Below are 15,994 nucleotides of genomic sequence, written 5' to 3'. Positions count from 1 at the left end.
GCCACACAACCTAAGCGACGGCCCGGGGACGCGGGAGGTGTCCCCGGGCCGTCGCCTGTGTGTCCCGGCTGTTGCGTATCCCACTGCCGGTCGTCGCTCCGGCGGGGTGTCACCAAGCACATCGGCATCGCTTCGCGAGCGGGAATCACACGTCGGCGATCTCCTCGATGAGCTTGTCGACGTCGAAGTGGTTCTCCTCTTCGCCGGACGGCACGATCTGGAGCGTCATCTCGAGAAACTCGTCGGCTTCGTCCCTGTTCAGGAACCACGAGGCCCGGCCCTGGTCGGACTCGATCTGGAGCAGCAACAACCGCTCACCGTGCTCGCTGTCGGGCTCGTCGAAGGGGACGAAGCGCACGTCCCCGATACCTGCGGGTCCGACCACGCCGGCCATCAGCAGGTCGCGGGCGAACACCCATTCCACCCACTGGTCGACGCCGATCTGGAACGCCACGGTGACGGCGTACGGCTCCTCGGGGTCGTACGACCAGCGGGACAGCACCGGGGTGTGCTCGCTGTGCAGGTTGATGAACCGGTCGTTGCGCGCTGCGTTGGCGGTCATATGTCGCCCTCCTCCTGGTCAGCTGGCCGGTGTGGAAGCCGGCGCGATGGGCTTGGTACCGGGGAGATGCGATCGGTGCCGGATGATGACGCCGCGGGCCGTGAGATCAGCCGATGCGGTGTATCGTGCGTCACGCATGTAACGCCGCAGCTCAGCGCGCGATAGCGTGTTGCTCCCACGTTCGGGACGGCACCGTGCGCGCGAACCGGATCAGCCGATCCACCGTGTCGAGGACGTCGACGTCGGCCATGTGATCGCCGTCCTGCGTCCAGACGGTGCCGGACTCGAACACGATCATGCGGCGGTGGAACCACTCGTCGGAGGTCATGAGCCCGACGAGCTGGGCGGTCAACAGGTCGGCGGCGAACGCCTGGCTCGCCGTGAGCACCTGGAAGAGCTCGTCGAACCGCGCGTCGCCCGTGGCATACTCGGCCAGTTCCTCGTCGCTGACGAAGTGCAGGCTGGTGGGATGGTTGTACCGGAAGTTCCTGGGACGTCGTTGGATGCATAACGTGGGCACGAGCGGGGTCTGCACCTGCACCATGTGCCGAGCACCTTGCTGGGAGTTCCCGTGCCGGGAGCGTGCCTCAGGTGGGTGGTCGACGGTGTAGTCCACCAGCAGCACGGGAACGTCGCCCCGGCGGGCCTCGATCGCCCTGTCGAAGTCACCGCGTTCACGCGGTATGCCGCCGTGGCCGATGAGCCGTCGGGGCCGGACACCGAAGCTTGGCTGGTTGTCGGGGTCGTTCGTGCGTTCGATCCCGTCGAGCTGCTGCGCCAGCGCGTCCAGGTGCGCCGCTGCCTTGCGCTGCCGTACCCGGTGTGCCACGTAGGCCAGCACGGCGAGCAACACGAACGCTCCGAGTGCGAGAGCTCCCAGCGTATCGGGATGGATGGCGTCCCTCCTTAGGCCGCTGCCCTCGGTGTACGAGGGCGGGTTCCACGGTGCGGCAGTGTAGCGGTGCTCCCCGATCCGCCGCTGCCGTTTCAGTAGTCGAGGTCGCGCCGGACCTCGGCATCGGACGGCACCTCATCGGGAATCGTGCTCCCGCTGGACTCGCTGTCCGGGAGATGGTGGTCGGCGAACGTACTGCCCGCGTCGAGGAAATTCCCGAAGGTGGACTTGTTCTCGTCGGTAGTATCCGTCAGCGCGCCGACATCGATTCCGGTGCGCTGCTGAACGTACTCGCCCGCGCCGTCGATGAAGGCCTTGCCGAAGGCTTTGCCGCCGATCTCACCGATCTTCTGGCCGCGCTCGCCACCGAGGGCCTTGCCGAGCACGCCCCCGCCGCGCTTCAGCGTGCCGCTGATCCGGTTGAAGAAGTTGGCGAGCTTGCGCAACAGGCCCATCAGCCGGTTGACGAGCCGCCCGACCCGCGTCGATGTGGTCGCGACCCTGGCGGCGGTGACTCCCTTGGCGGCCGCCACAGACGTTCCGAAGCTCACGACGCTGGCGGCCAGCGCCGGAAGCCAGATCTCGATCAGATTTCCCACCAGCTCGGAAATGAGGGATTTCACCGCCGTTTCCACGGCCTCCATCATCATTGCCGAGGATCGGAGGATATCGGCTACATTCCCGGAATGTGCCGCGATTCCGCTGATCCCGTCGGCGAATTCCGCCAGGCGCTCTCGCGCGCGGTCCGCGCCGTCGCCTGCCCATTCGGCCAGCGAGGAGTCCGCCACGTCGACGAAGTTCGTGCTCATCGCTTGCAGGCCCTCGCCGATGCTGGTGAAGTTCCCCGCGGCCCTCTCCAGCGCCGCCGCGTCCCCGGTGACCTGGTTCAGCATGTCCTGCAACGGGGTGATGTACTCCAGTAGGAAATCGAGCCCATTGCTCGCGAGCCAGGTTCCCGGACTGGTGATCATGCTGCTGGCGGTATTGGCGCATTCCGCGACGAAGCTGCCGGTGTCGGTGACCAGCTCGCCTGCTTCGGCTGCGACCTCCGCGACGCCCGGCTCGTTCTCGCCACCGTGCAACAGGCCTGCCACGCTCTGCCCGGTGCCCATAAGGTCGCTGCTGAGATCGCGCGCGCTGCCGTAGATCGGGATCTCACTCACAGCACCGTGCGGATCGATGGTGGGCGCATCGTGCGAATCGAGCTCGATACCCGAGGCCACGTCCTCGACTTCGGCCATGGGAACTAACCTCCGTACGCTCGGGGCGGTGTCGTATCGGGGACCGCCGTACTGGGAATGTGGTGTGACGTGCCGGTGCGGGCTCTCGCGCGTTAACCGGCCTCATCGAGGATGCCGCTGAGTGTCTGGCGGCACGTGTCCTCGAGTTCCCGGTAGTCGCGTGCGGCCGCGCGGAACTTCTCCGACGCGGTTTCCACCCCGTCGATCAGCGCCTGCATCTGCTCTTGGAGCTGCTCGAGCGCCTCGGTGTAGGACTGTTTTGTGAACAGACCGATGATTCCCCACGACTCGTCACCAACGTCGGCCTCGGCGACCAGGGACTTGATCTCCGAAGCCTGGTCCTGGTACTGCCCGAGGTCGCTCGCGTAGCGGTCGATGTCGTCCGGGTCGACGCGGAATCCCGATGCGCTCATCGCCCGTCCTCCTTCTCTTTCAACACGTTGTGCAGGAACGCATCCCCCGGCGAGCCTTCTGGCGAGGACACCGGCCCTGATTCGCCGGAGGTGCCGGACGTTCGCTGACTGCCGAGGAAGGACCGCCTGCTGAAGTCCTCGTCGTCGGGGTCGTCGGGGTAGTCGGGATCGGGAGGCGCCGCTCGCCCGGTGCGCCCGGATCCGGCGGCCGAAGCCGGGCGGTGCGCGTCCGGCATCTGCGACCGCAGGTCCGCCACGCTGGTATCCAAAGCCTGTGATTGCGCGCGCAATACCTGCTCGGCGGATCCGAGGGTCGAGGCGCTCCCGAGATGCGCCTCGATGATGGCCGCCTCCCGTCGTGCGGATTCCGCGGTCGCCTGCTGGAGGGTGGACAGGATGGACGCGGCGAGCGAACCCGGCTGCTGCCGCAACGCATCGTTGCTGAGTTCGATGTTGACCACGGAGCCACCGGCACCAGCGGTGACGGTGACCGAGCGGTCCGGTGCGCTGACGCTGACCTCGAGGTTGCGGATCTCCTGCTGCATCTCATCGACGGTCGCGAAGTTGCGGTCGATCTCGTTGATCTTGGAGGTGAGCTTGTCGAACTCGGCGGTCAGCCGGTCGAATGCGGCTGACCCGGCTGACCCGGCTGACCCGGCTGACCCGTAAGATTCGTAAGACCCGGAAGACACTGGCGCCCCCACGTTGCTCGATGGTCGATCTATGGTCGGTACTCGATACGGACGTCGTGCGCGGCGCGCTGGTTCCACTCATGGGAGAGCCGGTCGAATCACGGGGTAACGGGTCCGCTGTGAGGTCGAGCCGCGTCGCAGGCCACGCCCTCTGACGGCGGTGAGCGGCGTTGCTACGATGGTGCGCGACAGTCGGTTGATGCGGCTGGTCGGTGTGGCTGGTCGCTGAACCACCCCCCGACGTCAGCCGCTCATGCGAGGGCGGGTATCTTTGATGCCTGTGCCCGGCGATGTCGGGCCTCTCCGTATGCCCGCCGGACGTGTGCAGGCGTTCAGCATGAGCGACGAGCGTTCGGCGTGAAGCGGAGAAACCCTCGGATACCTCGGAGGACTGGCAGTCGGCGTGCCGTTGTACTCCGGCGCCGACACGCCCGACCTCGGGGACCGGGGACAGCGACAGTACTGACGTGAACGAAAGAGAAAGCTGGTCCATTGCCCACGATTCAGCAGCTGGTCCGTAAGGGCCGCAAGGACAAGGCTGCGAAGCTGAAGACCGCGGCGCTCAAGGGAAGCCCTCAGCGTCGAGGTGTGTGCACGCGTGTGTACACCACCACTCCCAAGAAGCCGAACTCGGCGCTGCGCAAGGTCGCGCGTGTGCGGTTGACCAGCGGAGTCGAGGTCACAGCCTACATTCCAGGCGAGGGGCACAACCTGCAGGAGCACTCCATGGTGCTCGTGCGTGGTGGTCGTGTGAAGGACCTCCCTGGCGTTCGCTACAAGATTGTCCGCGGCTCACTGGACACCCAAGGTGTGAAGAACCGCAAGCAGGCGCGCAGCCGGTACGGCGCGAAGAAGGAGAAGAGCTGATGCCCCGCAAGGGTCCGGCCCCGAAGCGGCCGCTGATCTCTGATCCCGTCTACAGCTCCCCGCTGGTGACCCAGCTGATCAACAAGGTGTTGCGCGACGGGAAGCGCTCCCTCGCCGAGCGCATCGTGTACGGGGCGCTCGAGGGTGCCCGCGAGAAGACCGGGACCGATCCGGTGATCACCCTCAAGCGCGCGTTGGACAACGTGAAGCCGACGCTGGAGGTGCGCAGCCGCCGAGTCGGTGGCGCCACCTACCAGGTGCCGGTCGAGGTGCGCTCCGGGCGTTCGACGACGCTTGCCCTGCGCTGGATCGTGCGTTACGCCAAGCAGCGCAGGGAGAAGACGATGAGCGAGCGCCTGCAGAACGAGCTGCTCGACGCGAGCAACGGTCTCGGGGCCAGCGTGAAGCGCCGCGAAGACACGCACAAGATGGCCGAATCGAACAAGGCATTCGCCCACTACCGTTGGTGACCGCCTTCCCGGGCTCGAGCAGCGACAGACAGCAGCGGGCCGGGATCGACGCTGAAGACAGGGGAAACTCTCGTGGCACGCGACGTGCTGACCGACCTCAACAAGGTCCGCAACATCGGCATCATGGCGCATATCGATGCCGGCAAGACGACTACCACTGAGCGGATCCTGTACTACACCGGGATCAACTACAAGATCGGCGAGGTGCACGACGGCGCCGCGACGATGGACTGGATGGAGGAGGAGCAGAGCAGGGGGATCACGATCACCTCTGCCGCCACCACCACCTTCTGGGAAGGCAACCAGATCAACATCATCGACACGCCGGGTCACGTCGACTTCACGGTCGAGGTGGAGCGTTCGCTGCGCGTGCTCGACGGTGCCGTCGCGGTGTTCGACGGGAAGGAAGGCGTCGAGCCGCAGTCCGAGCAGGTCTGGCGCCAGGCCGACAAGTACGAGGTACCGCGGATCTGCTTCATCAACAAGATGGACAAGCTGGGGGCGGACTTCTACTTCACCGTCGGCACGATCTCCGATCGCCTCGGCGCCCGCCCGCTGGTGATCCAGCTGCCGGTTGGCTCGGAGTCCGACTTCGAGGGCGTCATCGACCTGGTGCAGATGCGCACGCTCACCTGGCGCGGTGACGTCGAGAAGGGCCGTAAGTACGAGGTCGAGGAGATCCCGGCCGAGCTCGCCGAGACCGCCCAGAAGTACCGTGAGCAGCTGCTGGAGGCGGTGGCCGAGGCGGACGAGTCACTGCTGGAGAAGTACTTCGGTGGTGAGGAGCTGACCGAGGATGAGATCAAGGCAGGCATCCGCTCGCTGACCGTCAGCCGCGAGGCCTTCCCGGTGTTGTGCGGTTCGGCGTTCAAGAACAAGGGCGTGCAGCCCATGCTCGACGCGGTCGTCGACTACTTGCCCTCGCCGCTCGACGTTCCGGCCGTCGAGGGCAAGCTGCCGGACGAAGTGACCGAGGTGACTCGCTCGGCGGACACCTCGGAGCCGTTCTCGGCGCTGGCGTTCAAGGTCGCGGCGCACCCGTTCTTCGGCAAGCTCACCTACATCAGGGTGTACTCGGGCAAGGTCAGCTCGGGCACCCAGGTGCTGAATGCCACGAGGGGGCGCAAGGAGCGCATCGGCAAGCTGTTCCAGATGCACTCCAATAAGGAGAACCCGATCGACGAGGCCCAGGCCGGGCACATCTACGCCGTGCAGGGGCTCAAGGAGACAAGCACCGGGGACACGCTCAGCGACACGGCGAATCCGGTCGTGCTCGAGTCGATGACGTTCCCCGAGCCGGTCATCTCCGTGGCGATCGAGCCGAAGACCCGCTCGGATCAGGAGAAGCTGTCCAACGCCATTCAGAAGCTGGCGGAGGAAGACCCGACGTTCAGGGTGCACCTGGACGATGAGACAGGGCAGACGATCGTGTCGGGGATGGGTGAGCTGCACCTCGACGTGCTCGTCAACCGGATGAAGTCCGACTTCAAGGTCGAGGCCAACATCGGTAAGCCGCAGGTGGCTTACCGGGAAACGATCAGGAAGCCGGTCACCGGACACGAGTACACGCACAAGAAGCAGACGGGTGGCTCTGGACAGTTCGCCCGGGTGATCATCAACCTGGAGCCGCTCGAGACCTCTGCGGACGGTGCGCTCTACGAGTTCGAGAACAAGATCACCGGTGGCCGTATCCCGAAGGAGTACATCCCTTCGGTCGACGAGGGTGCGCAGGACGCCATGCAGTACGGCGTGCTGGCAGGCTACCCGCTCGTCGGGGTCAAGGTGACCTTGGTGGACGGTGCGTACCACGAGGTCGACTCTTCTGAGATGGCATTCAAGATCGCCGGATCGATGGCGATGAAGGAAGCCTGCCAGAAGGCGAAACCGGTACTGCTGGAACCGCTGATGGCGGTTGAGGTGACGACACCCGAGGAGTACATGGGTGACGTCATCGGCGACCTGAACTCCCGCCGCGGTCATGTTCAGGCCATGGAGGAACGTTCGGGGACTCGTGTCGTGAAGGCACTTGCTCCGCTCTCGGAGATGTTCGGGTACGTCGGTGACCTGCGTTCCAAGACACAGGGACGGGCGAACTACTCGATGCACTTCGATTCCTACGGCGAGGTTCCCAGCAACGTGGCGAAGGAAATCATCGCCAAGGCGACGGGGGAGTAGAACCCCGAGCTCGCGGGCGGAGGGGTCCTCCCTAAGGTCCGCACAACACCGACCAGACGAAAAGCGATCGCCCACTGCACGGGAGGGCGGCGCGCACGAGAACAAGTCCAGGAGGACATTCCAGTGGCGAAGGCGAAGTTCGAGCGGGACAAGCCGCACGTCAACATCGGCACCATTGGTCACGTCGACCACGGCAAGACCACGCTGACCGCGGCGATCACCAAGGTGCTGCACGAGAAGCACCCGGAGCTGAACCAGGTTTCGGCGTTCGACATGATCGATAACGCGCCTGAGGAGAAGCAGCGCGGTATCACGATCAACATCGCGCACGTCGAGTACCAGACTGAGGTGCGCCACTACGCGCACGTCGACGCTCCCGGACACGCTGACTACATCAAGAACATGATTACCGGCGCCGCCCAGATGGACGGCGCGATCCTGGTGGTCGCGGCCTCGGACGGCCCGATGCCGCAGACCAAGGAGCACGTGCTGCTCGCCCGCCAGGTCGGGGTCCCGTACATTGTCGTCGCGCTGAACAAGGCCGACATGGTGGACGACGAGGAGATCCTGGAGCTGGTGGAGCTCGAGGTGCGGGAGCTGCTCAACGAGTACGAGTTCCCCGGTGACGACGCCCCGGTCATCCAGGTGTCGGCGCTGAAGGCGCTCGAGGGCGACGAGGCATGGTCCCAGAAGGTCATGGACCTCATGAATGCCGTGGACGAGAACATCCCGGACCCGGTGCGTGCCACCGACAAGCCCTTCCTGATGCCGATCGAGGACGTCTTCACCATCACCGGCCGCGGCACGGTCGTGACCGGCCGTGTGGAGCGGGGCAAGATCAACGTCAACGAAGAGGTCGAGATCGTCGGCATCCGTGAGAAGTCCTTCAAGACCACGGTGACCGGCGTCGAGATGTTCCGCAAGATCCTCGACTACGGTGAGGCCGGTGACAACGTCGGCCTGCTGCTGCGTGGTATCAAGCGTGAGGACGTCGAGCGCGGCCAGGTCGTGGTCAAGCCGGGCTCGACCACGCCGCACACCAACTTCGACGCCTCGGTGTACATCCTGGCCAAGGACGAGGGCGGCCGCCACACGCCGTTCTTCAACAACTACCGGCCGCAGTTCTACTTCCGTACCACCGACGTGACCGGTGTTGTGACCCTTCCCGAGGGCACCGAGATGGTCATGCCGGGCGACAACACCGAGATCAGCGTCGAGCTGATCCAGCCGGTCGCCATGGAGGAAGGCCTGCGCTTCGCCATCCGCGAGGGTGGCAAGACGGTCGGCGCCGGTCAGGTCACCAAGATCACGAAATGATCTGCCGTGGCTGGGGCGGCCCGGGTGGGCCGCCCCAGCCATCAGGCCGGGTTTGCCCGATAGCCGCCCCCGCTTCGGGGTGACCTGGTCGGATATGGCAAACTATGAGAGTTGCTCGTCGCGGGGTGGCTGCACCGTGTGCGAAGCCGCCCCGGCGCGAGGGGATGTGGGGTTACGTTTCGCCTCGCAGAGGCAGCGTGATCCGAAGGTGTCCGTATCGGCCACCTGAAGACCAGAGGACTTACCAGGCACGGCAACGACACCTGCGGCTAGGTGTGTGCTCCGTGGGCGACACGCCCGACCGCGTGGACCGGATGGTTCGACGTTGACGTGCGGAAACCAGGGCACGTGTACGGATGTTCCGTGCGCGGAGCTGGCCAGTGAAGTTAGCGGCACGAGACTGATAAGGAATGAGCTGCCACCATGGCGGGACAGAAAATCCGCATCCGGCTCAAGGCCTATGACCACGAAGCGATCGACACGAGCGCGCGCAAGATCGTCGAGACGGTGACGCGTACCGGTGCCAACGTGGTCGGGCCGGTGCCGCTGCCAACCGAGAAGAACGTCTACTGCGTCATCCGCTCGCCGCACAAGTACAAGGACTCGCGCGAGCACTTCGAGATGCGCACGCACAAGCGTCTGATCGACATCGTCGATCCGACCCCGAAGACGGTGGATGCGCTCATGCGCATCGATCTTCCGGCTAGCGTCGACGTCAACATCCAGTAAGCGCAGCGCAGCGGCGGAGATTTGAGACTCATGTCTGACAGGCAAGTAAAGGGCATTCTGGGCACCAAGCTCGGTATGACCCAGCTCTTCGACGAGCAGAACCGGGTGGTCCCGGTGACTGTGGTCAAGGCTGGGCCGAACGTGGTGACCCAGGTGCGCAGCAAGGACAACGACGGCTACTCGGCCGTGCAGCTGGCGTTCGGTGCTATCGACCCGCGGAAGGTCACCAAGCCGAAGGCCGGTCACTTCGAGAAGGCGGGCGTGACGCCCCGGCGCCACATCGTCGAGCTCCGGACCTCGGACGCCGACAATTACGAGGTGGGCCAGGAGATCACGGCCGAGGTTTTCGAGGCCGGGTCGAGGGTCGACGTGACAGGAACCAGTAAGGGCAAGGGCTTCGCGGGCACCATCAAGCGCTACGGGTTCGCGCGGCAGGGTGCCACTCACGGTACGCAAGCCGTGCACCGCAAGCCGGGCGCCATCGGCGGAGCCGCGACCCCGTCACGCGTGTTCAAGGGCAAGAAGATGCCGGGCCGCATGGGCAACCGCAAGGTGACGACCCAAGGGCTGACGGTGCACGACGTGCGGCCGGACGACGGGCTGTTGCTGATCAAGGGCGCGATTCCCGGGCCGAAGGGTGGTCTCGTCTTGGTGAAGTCCGCCGCGAAGGGTGGTGCGCAGGCATGAGCACGGTCGAGGTGAAGACTCCCGCAGGTAAGGCGGACGGCACCGTGGAGCTGCCTGACGAGATCTTCGACGTGCAGGCGAACATCCCGCTGATGCACCAGGTCGTCACCGCGCAACTCGCCGCGGCACGGCAGGGCACGCACGACACGAAGACCCGGGGGGAGACTCGGGGCGGCAGCAAGAAGCCGTACCGGCAGAAGGGCACCGGGCGCGCGCGCCAGGGCTCGATCAGGGCTCCCCAGTTCGTCGGTGGCGGTACGGTGCACGGCCCGAAGCCGCGTGACTACAGCCAGCGGACACCCAAGAAGATGAAGGCGGCCGCACTCCGCGGAGCCTTGTCGGATCGGGCGCGGGCAGGCCAGATTCACGTGATCAGCGAGCTGGCAGGCGGTGAGTCGCCGTCCACGAAGGCGGCCAAGGCCGCCATCGCCGCGGTGTCCCAGGCCAAGCGCGTGCTCGTGGTGCTGCACCGCGACGACGAAGTGGGCTGGCGTTCGGCGCGCAACCTGAGCTACGTACACGTGATCACTCCTGATCAGCTCAACACCTACGACGTGCTGGTCAACGACGACGTGATCTTCACGAAGGCAGCTCTCGACGCGTTCCTGGCAGGCAGGGGACCCACCGCCGCCAAGGCCCGTTCGGGTGCTGCGGGTGCCGAGGAAGGGAGTGACGAGCAGTGAGCAGCGTAGCGATACCCGACTATCGCGATGTGCTGATCGCGCCGGTCATCTCCGAGAAGTCTTACGGGCTGCTCGAGGAGAACAAGTACACGTTCCTGGTCCGCCCTGACGCGAACAAGACCCAGATCAAGATCGCGGTGGAGAAGGTCTTCGACGTGAAGGTCGTCAAGGTGAACACGCTCAACCGCGAGGGCAAGCGCAAGCGGACGAGGTTCGGTTACGGCAAGCGTAAGGACACCAAGCGAGCCGTGGTGACCCTGTCCGAGGACAGCAAGCGGATCGAGATATTCGGCTCTGCCGTCTAGAGGGTGAGGACTGCGTAGAAATGGGCATCCGCAAGCACAAGCCGACGAGCCCGGGGCGTCGCGGCTCGAGCGTGTCGGACTTCTCCGAGATCACCCGGACGACTCCGGAGAAGTCCCTGGTGCGCCCGCTACCCAAGAAGGCGGGGCGTAACTCGGCTGGCAGGATCACGACGCGGCACAAGGGTGGCGGGCACAAGCGCGCTTACCGCGTGATCGACTTCCGGCGCAACGACAAGGACGGTGTCCAGGCGAAGGTCGCGCACATCGAGTACGACCCCAACCGGACGGCGCGTATCGCGTTGCTGCACTACGCGGACGGTGACAAGCGCTACATCATCGCGCCCGACAAGCTCAAGCAGGGCCACACGGTCGAGAACGGACCGGGAGCGGACATCAAGCCGGGGAACAACATGCCGCTGCGCAACATCCCGGTTGGCACCGTGGTCCACGCGATCGAGCTTCGGCCCGGTGGTGGCGCGAAGATCGCGCGTTCGGCTGGCTCGCGAGTCCAGCTGGTCGCCAAGGAGGGCCGCTTCGCGCAGCTGCGGATGCCCTCCGGTGAGATCCGCAACGTGGACGTGCGCAACCGTGCCACGGTCGGTGAGGTCGGTAACGCCGAACACTCCAACATCAACTGGGGTAAGGCGGGCCGTAGCCGCTGGCGCGGCAAGCGTCCGACGGTGCGTGGTGTCGTGATGAACCCGATCGACCACCCCCACGGTGGTGGTGAGGGCAGGACCTCCGGTGGTCGCCACCCGGTGAACCCGAAGGGTCGTCCCGAGGGACGAACGAGGAAGCGCAAGGAGAGCGACCGGATGATCGTCCGCCGTCGCCGTACCGGCAAGAGGCGTTGAGCAGGGAGGTAACAGACAATGCCACGCAGCCTTAAGAAGGGCCCGTTCGTGGACGACCACCTGCTCAAGAAGGTGGACGCGCTGAACGAGTCCGGTAAGAAGACCGTGATCAAGACATGGTCGCGTCGCTCGACCATCACCCCGGACTTCATCGGGCACACCATCGCGGTGCACGACGGGCGCAAGCACGTTCCGGTGTTCATCACCGAGGCGATGGTGGGACACAAGCTCGGGGAGTTCGCACCCACGCGGACCTTCAAGGGCCACGTCAAGGACGACAAGAAGTCACGCCGCCGCTGAGCGGACAGGAACGCAGCGTGTGGGGTTCGTATCCCGCACCCGAGAGCAGAAGGAAGCAGCGATGAACGCCCAGACGAACGCTACGGGTACGGCGGTGCCAGATGGCGAGCTGCCGACCGCCGTGGCGCGGGCTCGCTTCGTCCGGGACTCGCCGATGAAGGTGCGCCGGGTGATCGAGCTCATCAAGGGTCGCAGCGCCAACGAAGCTCTGGCCGTGCTCCGGTTCGCTCCGCAGGCGGCCAGCAAGCAGCTGGCGAAGGTGGTCGAGAGCGCCGTTGCCAACGCGGAGAACAACCAGGGGCTCGATCCGGACACCTTGTGGATCCGCAACGCGACGGCTGATGAAGGCCCGACCCTGAAGAGGATCAGGCCGCGCGCGCAAGGGCGTGCGTACCGGATCAGGCGGCGCACGAGCCACATCACCGTGGTGGTCGAGTCCCGCCCGAAAGGCGAGCAGGCCAACAGGAAGAGCAAGCAGAAGCAGACTGGCACGAAGGCCAGCAAGCAGGCCGATGACAGCGTGAAGGCAGGTGGCCAGTAGTGGGCCAGAAGATCAACCCGCACGGCTTCCGGCTGGGCATCACCACCGACTGGAAGTCCCGCTGGTACGCCGACAAGCAGTACGCGGACTACGTCGCCGAGGACGTCAAGATCCGCAAGCTGCTATCGACGGGCATGGAACGCGCGGGGATCTCGAAGGTCGAGATCGAACGGACGCGGGACAGGGTGCGTGTGGACATCCACACTGCCCGGCCCGGCATCGTCATCGGCCGCCGAGGGGCCGAAGCCGACCGGATCCGGGGCTCGCTCGAGAAGCTTACGGGCAAGCAGGTTCAGCTCAACATCCTCGAGGTGAAGAACCCCGAGGCCGACGCGCAGCTGGTCGCCCAGGGTGTGGCCGAGCAGCTGTCGAACCGCGTCGCTTTCCGTCGCGCCATGCGCAAGGCGATCCAGACGACCATGCGCTCGCCGCAGGTGAAGGGCGTTCGGGTGCAGTGCAGCGGCCGGCTCGGCGGTGCCGAGATGTCCCGCTCGGAGCACTACCGCGACGGCCGCGTGCCGCTGCACACCCTGCGGGCCGACATCGACTACGGCTTCTTCGAGGCCCGCACGACCTTCGGCCGCATCGGGGTCAAGGTGTGGATCTACAAGGGCGACCTGGTCGGCGGCCTGAAGGCGCGTGAGGCACGGGACGCCGCGGCGGCATCCGAGCGCGCTCCGAAGAAGGAGCGCAGCGAGCGTTCCGGCCGCGGGCGCCGGTCGGGTGCTGCGGGGACCACCGCCGCGGGTACCGAGTCCAGCCGTGCCGCGACCGCGGAAGCCGCCAAGCAGAGCAAGGCGGGCTCCAATGCCGCCAGTGACGCTGCACCGGAGGCAGCCGGCGGTGCCGGCGACTCCGGCTCGACGAACGAGAACGGGGAGGGCTGAGCGATGCTCATCCCACGCAAGGTCAAGTATCGCAAGCAGCACGCGCCGAAGCGGAGCGGGCGGGCCAAGGGCGGCACCGCGGTCAACTTCGGTGAGTACGGTATCCAGGCGCTCGAGCACGGTTACGTGACCAACAGGCAGATCGAGTCCGCCCGTATCGCCATGACGCGCCACGTCAAGCGTGGCGGGAAGATCTGGATCAACATCTTCCCCGACCGGCCGATCACCAAGAAGCCGGCGGAAACGCGGATGGGCTCCGGTAAGGGCTCGCCCGAGTGGTGGGTCGCCAACGTCAAGCCGGGCCGCGTGATGTTCGAGATGAGCTTCCCGAACGAGCCGGTGGCCCGCGAGGCGCTGCGGCGCGCGATTCACAAGCTGCCGATGAAGTGCCGGATCGTGACCCGTGAAGGTGGTGAGTTCCAGTGAGCAAGCCGGGCGGAGGAACTGCCGCGTCGGAGCTGCGTGAGCTCACTTCCGAGGAGCTTGTGCTGAGGCTGAAGGAGTCCAAGGAGGAGCTGTTCAACCTCCGGTTCCAGATGGCGACCGGTCAGCTGGAGAACAACCGGCGGCTGCGCACCGTTCGGAAGGACATCGCGCGGATCTACACGGTCATGCGCGAGCGCGAGCTCGGCCTCTCCCTTTCCCCTGACGAGGTAGAAACCGAAGAGGATGCCACCGTATGAGTGAGCAGCAGACTGACAACCAGTCGGTGGAGAAGCCGGCACAGCGAATCGAAACCGGTCGGAATTACCGGAAGGTTCGGCAGGGCTACGTGGTCTCGAACAAGATGGAAAAGACCATCACGGTCAAGCTCGAGGACCGGAAGAAGCACTCGCTGTACGGCAAGGTCATGCGCTCGACCAAGAAGGTCAAGGCGCATGACGAGCAGAACACGGCCGGCGTCGGTGACCGGGTGTTGATCATGGAGACCCGGCCGCTGTCGGCGACCAAGCGTTGGCGACTTGTGCGAGTCGTCGAGCAGGCCAAGTAAGCAACTGGGGCTGGAGTATTGCTCGGAGTGAGCCCCGCAAGTTCCGCAAGGCTCGGGCGGGAACCGAGAACCGGCGAGACACACAGGAGTTGACGTGATTCAGCAGGAGTCGCGACTACGCGTCGCCGACAACACGGGTGCGAAGGAGATCCTGACCATCCGTGTGCTCGGTGGCTCGGGACGGCGCTACGCGAGTGTCGGTGATGTGATCGTCGCCACCGTGAAAGACGCCATGCCGGGAGCCAACGTAAAGCGGGGCGATGTGGTCAAGGCCGTCATCGTCCGCACGGTGAAGGAGAAGCGTCGCCAGGACGGCTCCTACATCCGGTTCGATGAGAACGCCGCCGTGCTCATCAAGAACGACAATGAGCCCCGTGGTACTCGCATCTTCGGACCTGTAGGTCGCGAGCTGCGCGATCGCAAGTTCATGAAGATCATTTCGCTCGCGCCGGAGGTGTTGTAGGTGAAGGTGCGTAAGGGCGACACGGTCCTGGTCATCGCCGGTAAGGACAAGGGCGCCAAGGGCAAGGTGATCCAGGCGTACCCCAAGGACAACAAGGTTCTGGTCGAGGGCGTGAACCGGGTCAAGAAGCACACCCGTATCACCCAGACACAGCGGGGTGGGCAGTCCGGCGGCATCGTGACGCAGGAAGCGCCGATCCACGTGTCCAATGTGCAGGTCGTCGACGCGGAAGGTAAGCCGACGAAGATCGGTTACCGCTTCGACGAGGAGGGCAAGAAGGTCCGCGTCGCGCGTAGGACTGGTGAGGACATCTGATGAGTGCTCCGACAGCAAGCGATGAGCAGGTGGCCGCTCCGGCGGCTGGTGAGCAGAAGATCGAGCCGCGGCTGCGCACCCGGTACCGCGACGAGATCGCCGGGCAGCTCCAGCAGGAGTTCGAGCTCCCCAACGTGCATCAGATCCCCCGGCTGGTCAAGGTCGTGGTCAACATGGGGATCGGCGAAGCGGCGCGGGACGGCAAGTTGATCGAGGGCGCGGTGCGTGACCTGGCGACCATTACGGGTCAGAAGCCGGAGGTTCGTCGCGCCCGCAAGTCGATCGCGCAGTTCAAGGTGCGTGAGGGCATGCCGATCGGCGTGCGGGTCACGCTGCGCGGCGACCGGATGTGGGAGTTCCTCGACAGGTTGCTCACCATCGCGCTGCCCAGGATCCGGGACTTCAGGGGACTGTCCGGCGCACAGTTCGATGGTCACGGCAACTACACGTTCGGCCTGAACGAGCAGTCGATGTTCCACGAGATCAACCCGGACGACATCGACCGGCCGCGTGGCATGAACATCACGGTAGTGACCACGGCGAACAACGATGACGAAGGTCGGTCGCTGCTGACCAAGCTCGGATTCCCGTTCAAGGAGAGCTAGAA

At 65.4% G+C, this 15,994-nt stretch carries 23 protein-coding genes; 18 read left to right on the top strand and 5 right to left on the bottom strand.

The window, feature by feature from the left end; all coding sequences use genetic code 11:
* Nucleotides 1–145: 145 nt before the first annotated feature.
* The 5 genes from F8178_RS11765 to F8178_RS11745 form a co-directional block, all read right to left on the bottom strand.
* Nucleotides 146–562, bottom strand: coding sequence for an SsgA family sporulation/cell division regulator (locus tag F8178_RS11765; protein WP_317494794.1), 417 nt, complete (start codon nucleotides 560–562; stop codon nucleotides 146–148).
* 151 nt (nucleotides 563–713) lie between these two features.
* The gene (locus F8178_RS11760; RefSeq protein ID WP_317494793.1) at nucleotides 714–1,415 is read right to left on the bottom strand and encodes a hypothetical protein; all 702 of its coding nucleotides are present in this window, start codon (nucleotides 1,413–1,415) and stop codon (nucleotides 714–716) included.
* A 134-nt stretch (nucleotides 1,416–1,549) separates the two neighbouring features.
* Complete coding sequence (locus F8178_RS11755) at nucleotides 1,550–2,698, bottom strand: hypothetical protein (RefSeq protein WP_317494792.1); 1,149 nt, start codon at nucleotides 2,696–2,698, stop codon at nucleotides 1,550–1,552.
* 92 nt (nucleotides 2,699–2,790) lie between these two features.
* Entirely contained in the window at nucleotides 2,791–3,111 is a 321-nt protein-coding gene (locus F8178_RS11750) for a type VII secretion target (protein ID WP_317494791.1), read from the bottom strand.
* Nucleotides 3,108–3,803, bottom strand: a complete 696-nt coding sequence (locus F8178_RS11745; RefSeq protein WP_317494790.1) for a YbaB/EbfC family nucleoid-associated protein — start codon at nucleotides 3,801–3,803, stop codon at nucleotides 3,108–3,110. Before F8178_RS11745 ends, F8178_RS11750 begins: the two co-directional genes overlap by 4 nt.
* A 492-nt stretch (nucleotides 3,804–4,295) precedes the next feature.
* Here F8178_RS11745 and rpsL point away from each other — a divergent pair, with 492 nt between their 5' ends.
* The 18 genes from rpsL to rplE all read left to right on the top strand — a co-directional run bounded on the left by rpsL (nucleotide 4,296) and on the right by rplE (nucleotide 15,992).
* Complete coding sequence (gene rpsL / locus F8178_RS11740; RefSeq protein WP_317494789.1) at nucleotides 4,296–4,670, top strand: 30S ribosomal protein S12; 375 nt, start codon at nucleotides 4,296–4,298, stop codon at nucleotides 4,668–4,670.
* On the top strand, nucleotides 4,670–5,140 hold the full coding sequence (gene rpsG / locus F8178_RS11735) for a 30S ribosomal protein S7 (RefSeq protein WP_317494788.1): 471 nt from the start codon (nucleotides 4,670–4,672) through the stop codon (nucleotides 5,138–5,140). The genes rpsL and rpsG overlap by 1 nt, the downstream gene beginning before the upstream one ends.
* Nucleotides 5,141–5,212: 72 nt before the next feature.
* Nucleotides 5,213–7,315, top strand: coding sequence for an elongation factor G (gene fusA, locus F8178_RS11730; protein ID WP_317494787.1), 2,103 nt, complete (start codon nucleotides 5,213–5,215; stop codon nucleotides 7,313–7,315).
* Nucleotides 7,316–7,438: 123 nt separating this feature from the next.
* Entirely contained in the window at nucleotides 7,439–8,632 is a 1,194-nt protein-coding gene (gene tuf / locus F8178_RS11725) for an elongation factor Tu (RefSeq protein WP_317494786.1), read from the top strand.
* A 423-nt stretch (nucleotides 8,633–9,055) separates the two neighbouring features.
* On the top strand, nucleotides 9,056–9,361 hold the full coding sequence (rpsJ, locus tag F8178_RS11720) for a 30S ribosomal protein S10 (protein WP_089302323.1): 306 nt from the start codon (nucleotides 9,056–9,058) through the stop codon (nucleotides 9,359–9,361).
* A gap of 30 nt (nucleotides 9,362–9,391) precedes the next feature.
* Nucleotides 9,392–10,048, top strand: coding sequence for a 50S ribosomal protein L3 (gene rplC / locus F8178_RS11715; RefSeq protein WP_317494785.1), 657 nt, complete (start codon nucleotides 9,392–9,394; stop codon nucleotides 10,046–10,048).
* The gene (gene rplD / locus F8178_RS11710; protein ID WP_317494784.1) at nucleotides 10,045–10,731 is read left to right on the top strand and encodes a 50S ribosomal protein L4; all 687 of its coding nucleotides are present in this window, start codon (nucleotides 10,045–10,047) and stop codon (nucleotides 10,729–10,731) included. Before rplC ends, rplD begins: the two co-directional genes overlap by 4 nt.
* Entirely contained in the window at nucleotides 10,728–11,036 is a 309-nt protein-coding gene (gene rplW, locus F8178_RS11705; RefSeq protein WP_317494783.1) for a 50S ribosomal protein L23, read from the top strand. Before rplD ends, rplW begins: the two co-directional genes overlap by 4 nt.
* A 20-nt stretch (nucleotides 11,037–11,056) precedes the next feature.
* Nucleotides 11,057–11,890: a 50S ribosomal protein L2 gene (gene rplB / locus F8178_RS11700; RefSeq protein ID WP_317494782.1), complete on the top strand. Its 834-nt coding sequence runs from the start codon at nucleotides 11,057–11,059 to the stop codon at nucleotides 11,888–11,890.
* A gap of 18 nt (nucleotides 11,891–11,908) precedes the next feature.
* Nucleotides 11,909–12,190, top strand: coding sequence for a 30S ribosomal protein S19 (gene rpsS, locus F8178_RS11695; protein WP_317494781.1), 282 nt, complete (start codon nucleotides 11,909–11,911; stop codon nucleotides 12,188–12,190).
* A gap of 61 nt (nucleotides 12,191–12,251) precedes the next feature.
* The gene (rplV, locus tag F8178_RS11690; RefSeq protein ID WP_317494780.1) at nucleotides 12,252–12,731 is read left to right on the top strand and encodes a 50S ribosomal protein L22; all 480 of its coding nucleotides are present in this window, start codon (nucleotides 12,252–12,254) and stop codon (nucleotides 12,729–12,731) included.
* Nucleotides 12,731–13,618 (top strand): 30S ribosomal protein S3, encoded by an 888-nt coding sequence (gene rpsC, locus F8178_RS11685; protein ID WP_317494779.1) that lies wholly within the window; start codon nucleotides 12,731–12,733, stop codon nucleotides 13,616–13,618. The genes rplV and rpsC overlap by 1 nt, the downstream gene beginning before the upstream one ends.
* A gap of 3 nt (nucleotides 13,619–13,621) precedes the next feature.
* The gene (gene rplP, locus F8178_RS11680) at nucleotides 13,622–14,044 is read left to right on the top strand and encodes a 50S ribosomal protein L16 (RefSeq protein WP_317494778.1); all 423 of its coding nucleotides are present in this window, start codon (nucleotides 13,622–13,624) and stop codon (nucleotides 14,042–14,044) included.
* Entirely contained in the window at nucleotides 14,041–14,301 is a 261-nt protein-coding gene (rpmC, locus tag F8178_RS11675; RefSeq protein ID WP_317494777.1) for a 50S ribosomal protein L29, read from the top strand. Before rplP ends, rpmC begins: the two co-directional genes overlap by 4 nt.
* Nucleotides 14,298–14,609, top strand: a complete 312-nt coding sequence (gene rpsQ / locus F8178_RS11670) for a 30S ribosomal protein S17 (RefSeq protein ID WP_317494776.1) — start codon at nucleotides 14,298–14,300, stop codon at nucleotides 14,607–14,609. Before rpmC ends, rpsQ begins: the two co-directional genes overlap by 4 nt.
* Nucleotides 14,610–14,703: 94 nt before the next feature.
* Nucleotides 14,704–15,072, top strand: a complete 369-nt coding sequence (gene rplN, locus F8178_RS11665) for a 50S ribosomal protein L14 (protein WP_317494775.1) — start codon at nucleotides 14,704–14,706, stop codon at nucleotides 15,070–15,072.
* The gene (gene rplX / locus F8178_RS11660) at nucleotides 15,073–15,387 is read left to right on the top strand and encodes a 50S ribosomal protein L24 (protein WP_317494774.1); all 315 of its coding nucleotides are present in this window, start codon (nucleotides 15,073–15,075) and stop codon (nucleotides 15,385–15,387) included.
* A complete protein-coding gene (gene rplE / locus F8178_RS11655) occupies nucleotides 15,387–15,992 on the top strand; it encodes a 50S ribosomal protein L5 (protein ID WP_317494773.1) in 606 nt (201 codons plus the stop codon). The genes rplX and rplE overlap by 1 nt, the downstream gene beginning before the upstream one ends.
* Nucleotides 15,993–15,994: the final 2 nt, after the last annotated feature.

It is taken from the genome of Haloechinothrix sp. LS1_15 (assembly GCF_033042135.1).
Classification (GTDB): Bacteria; Actinomycetota; Actinomycetes; order Mycobacteriales; family Pseudonocardiaceae; genus Haloechinothrix.
Note: the sequence above shows the minus strand (reverse complement) of the source record. Positions and strands in the feature narration are given on the sequence as shown.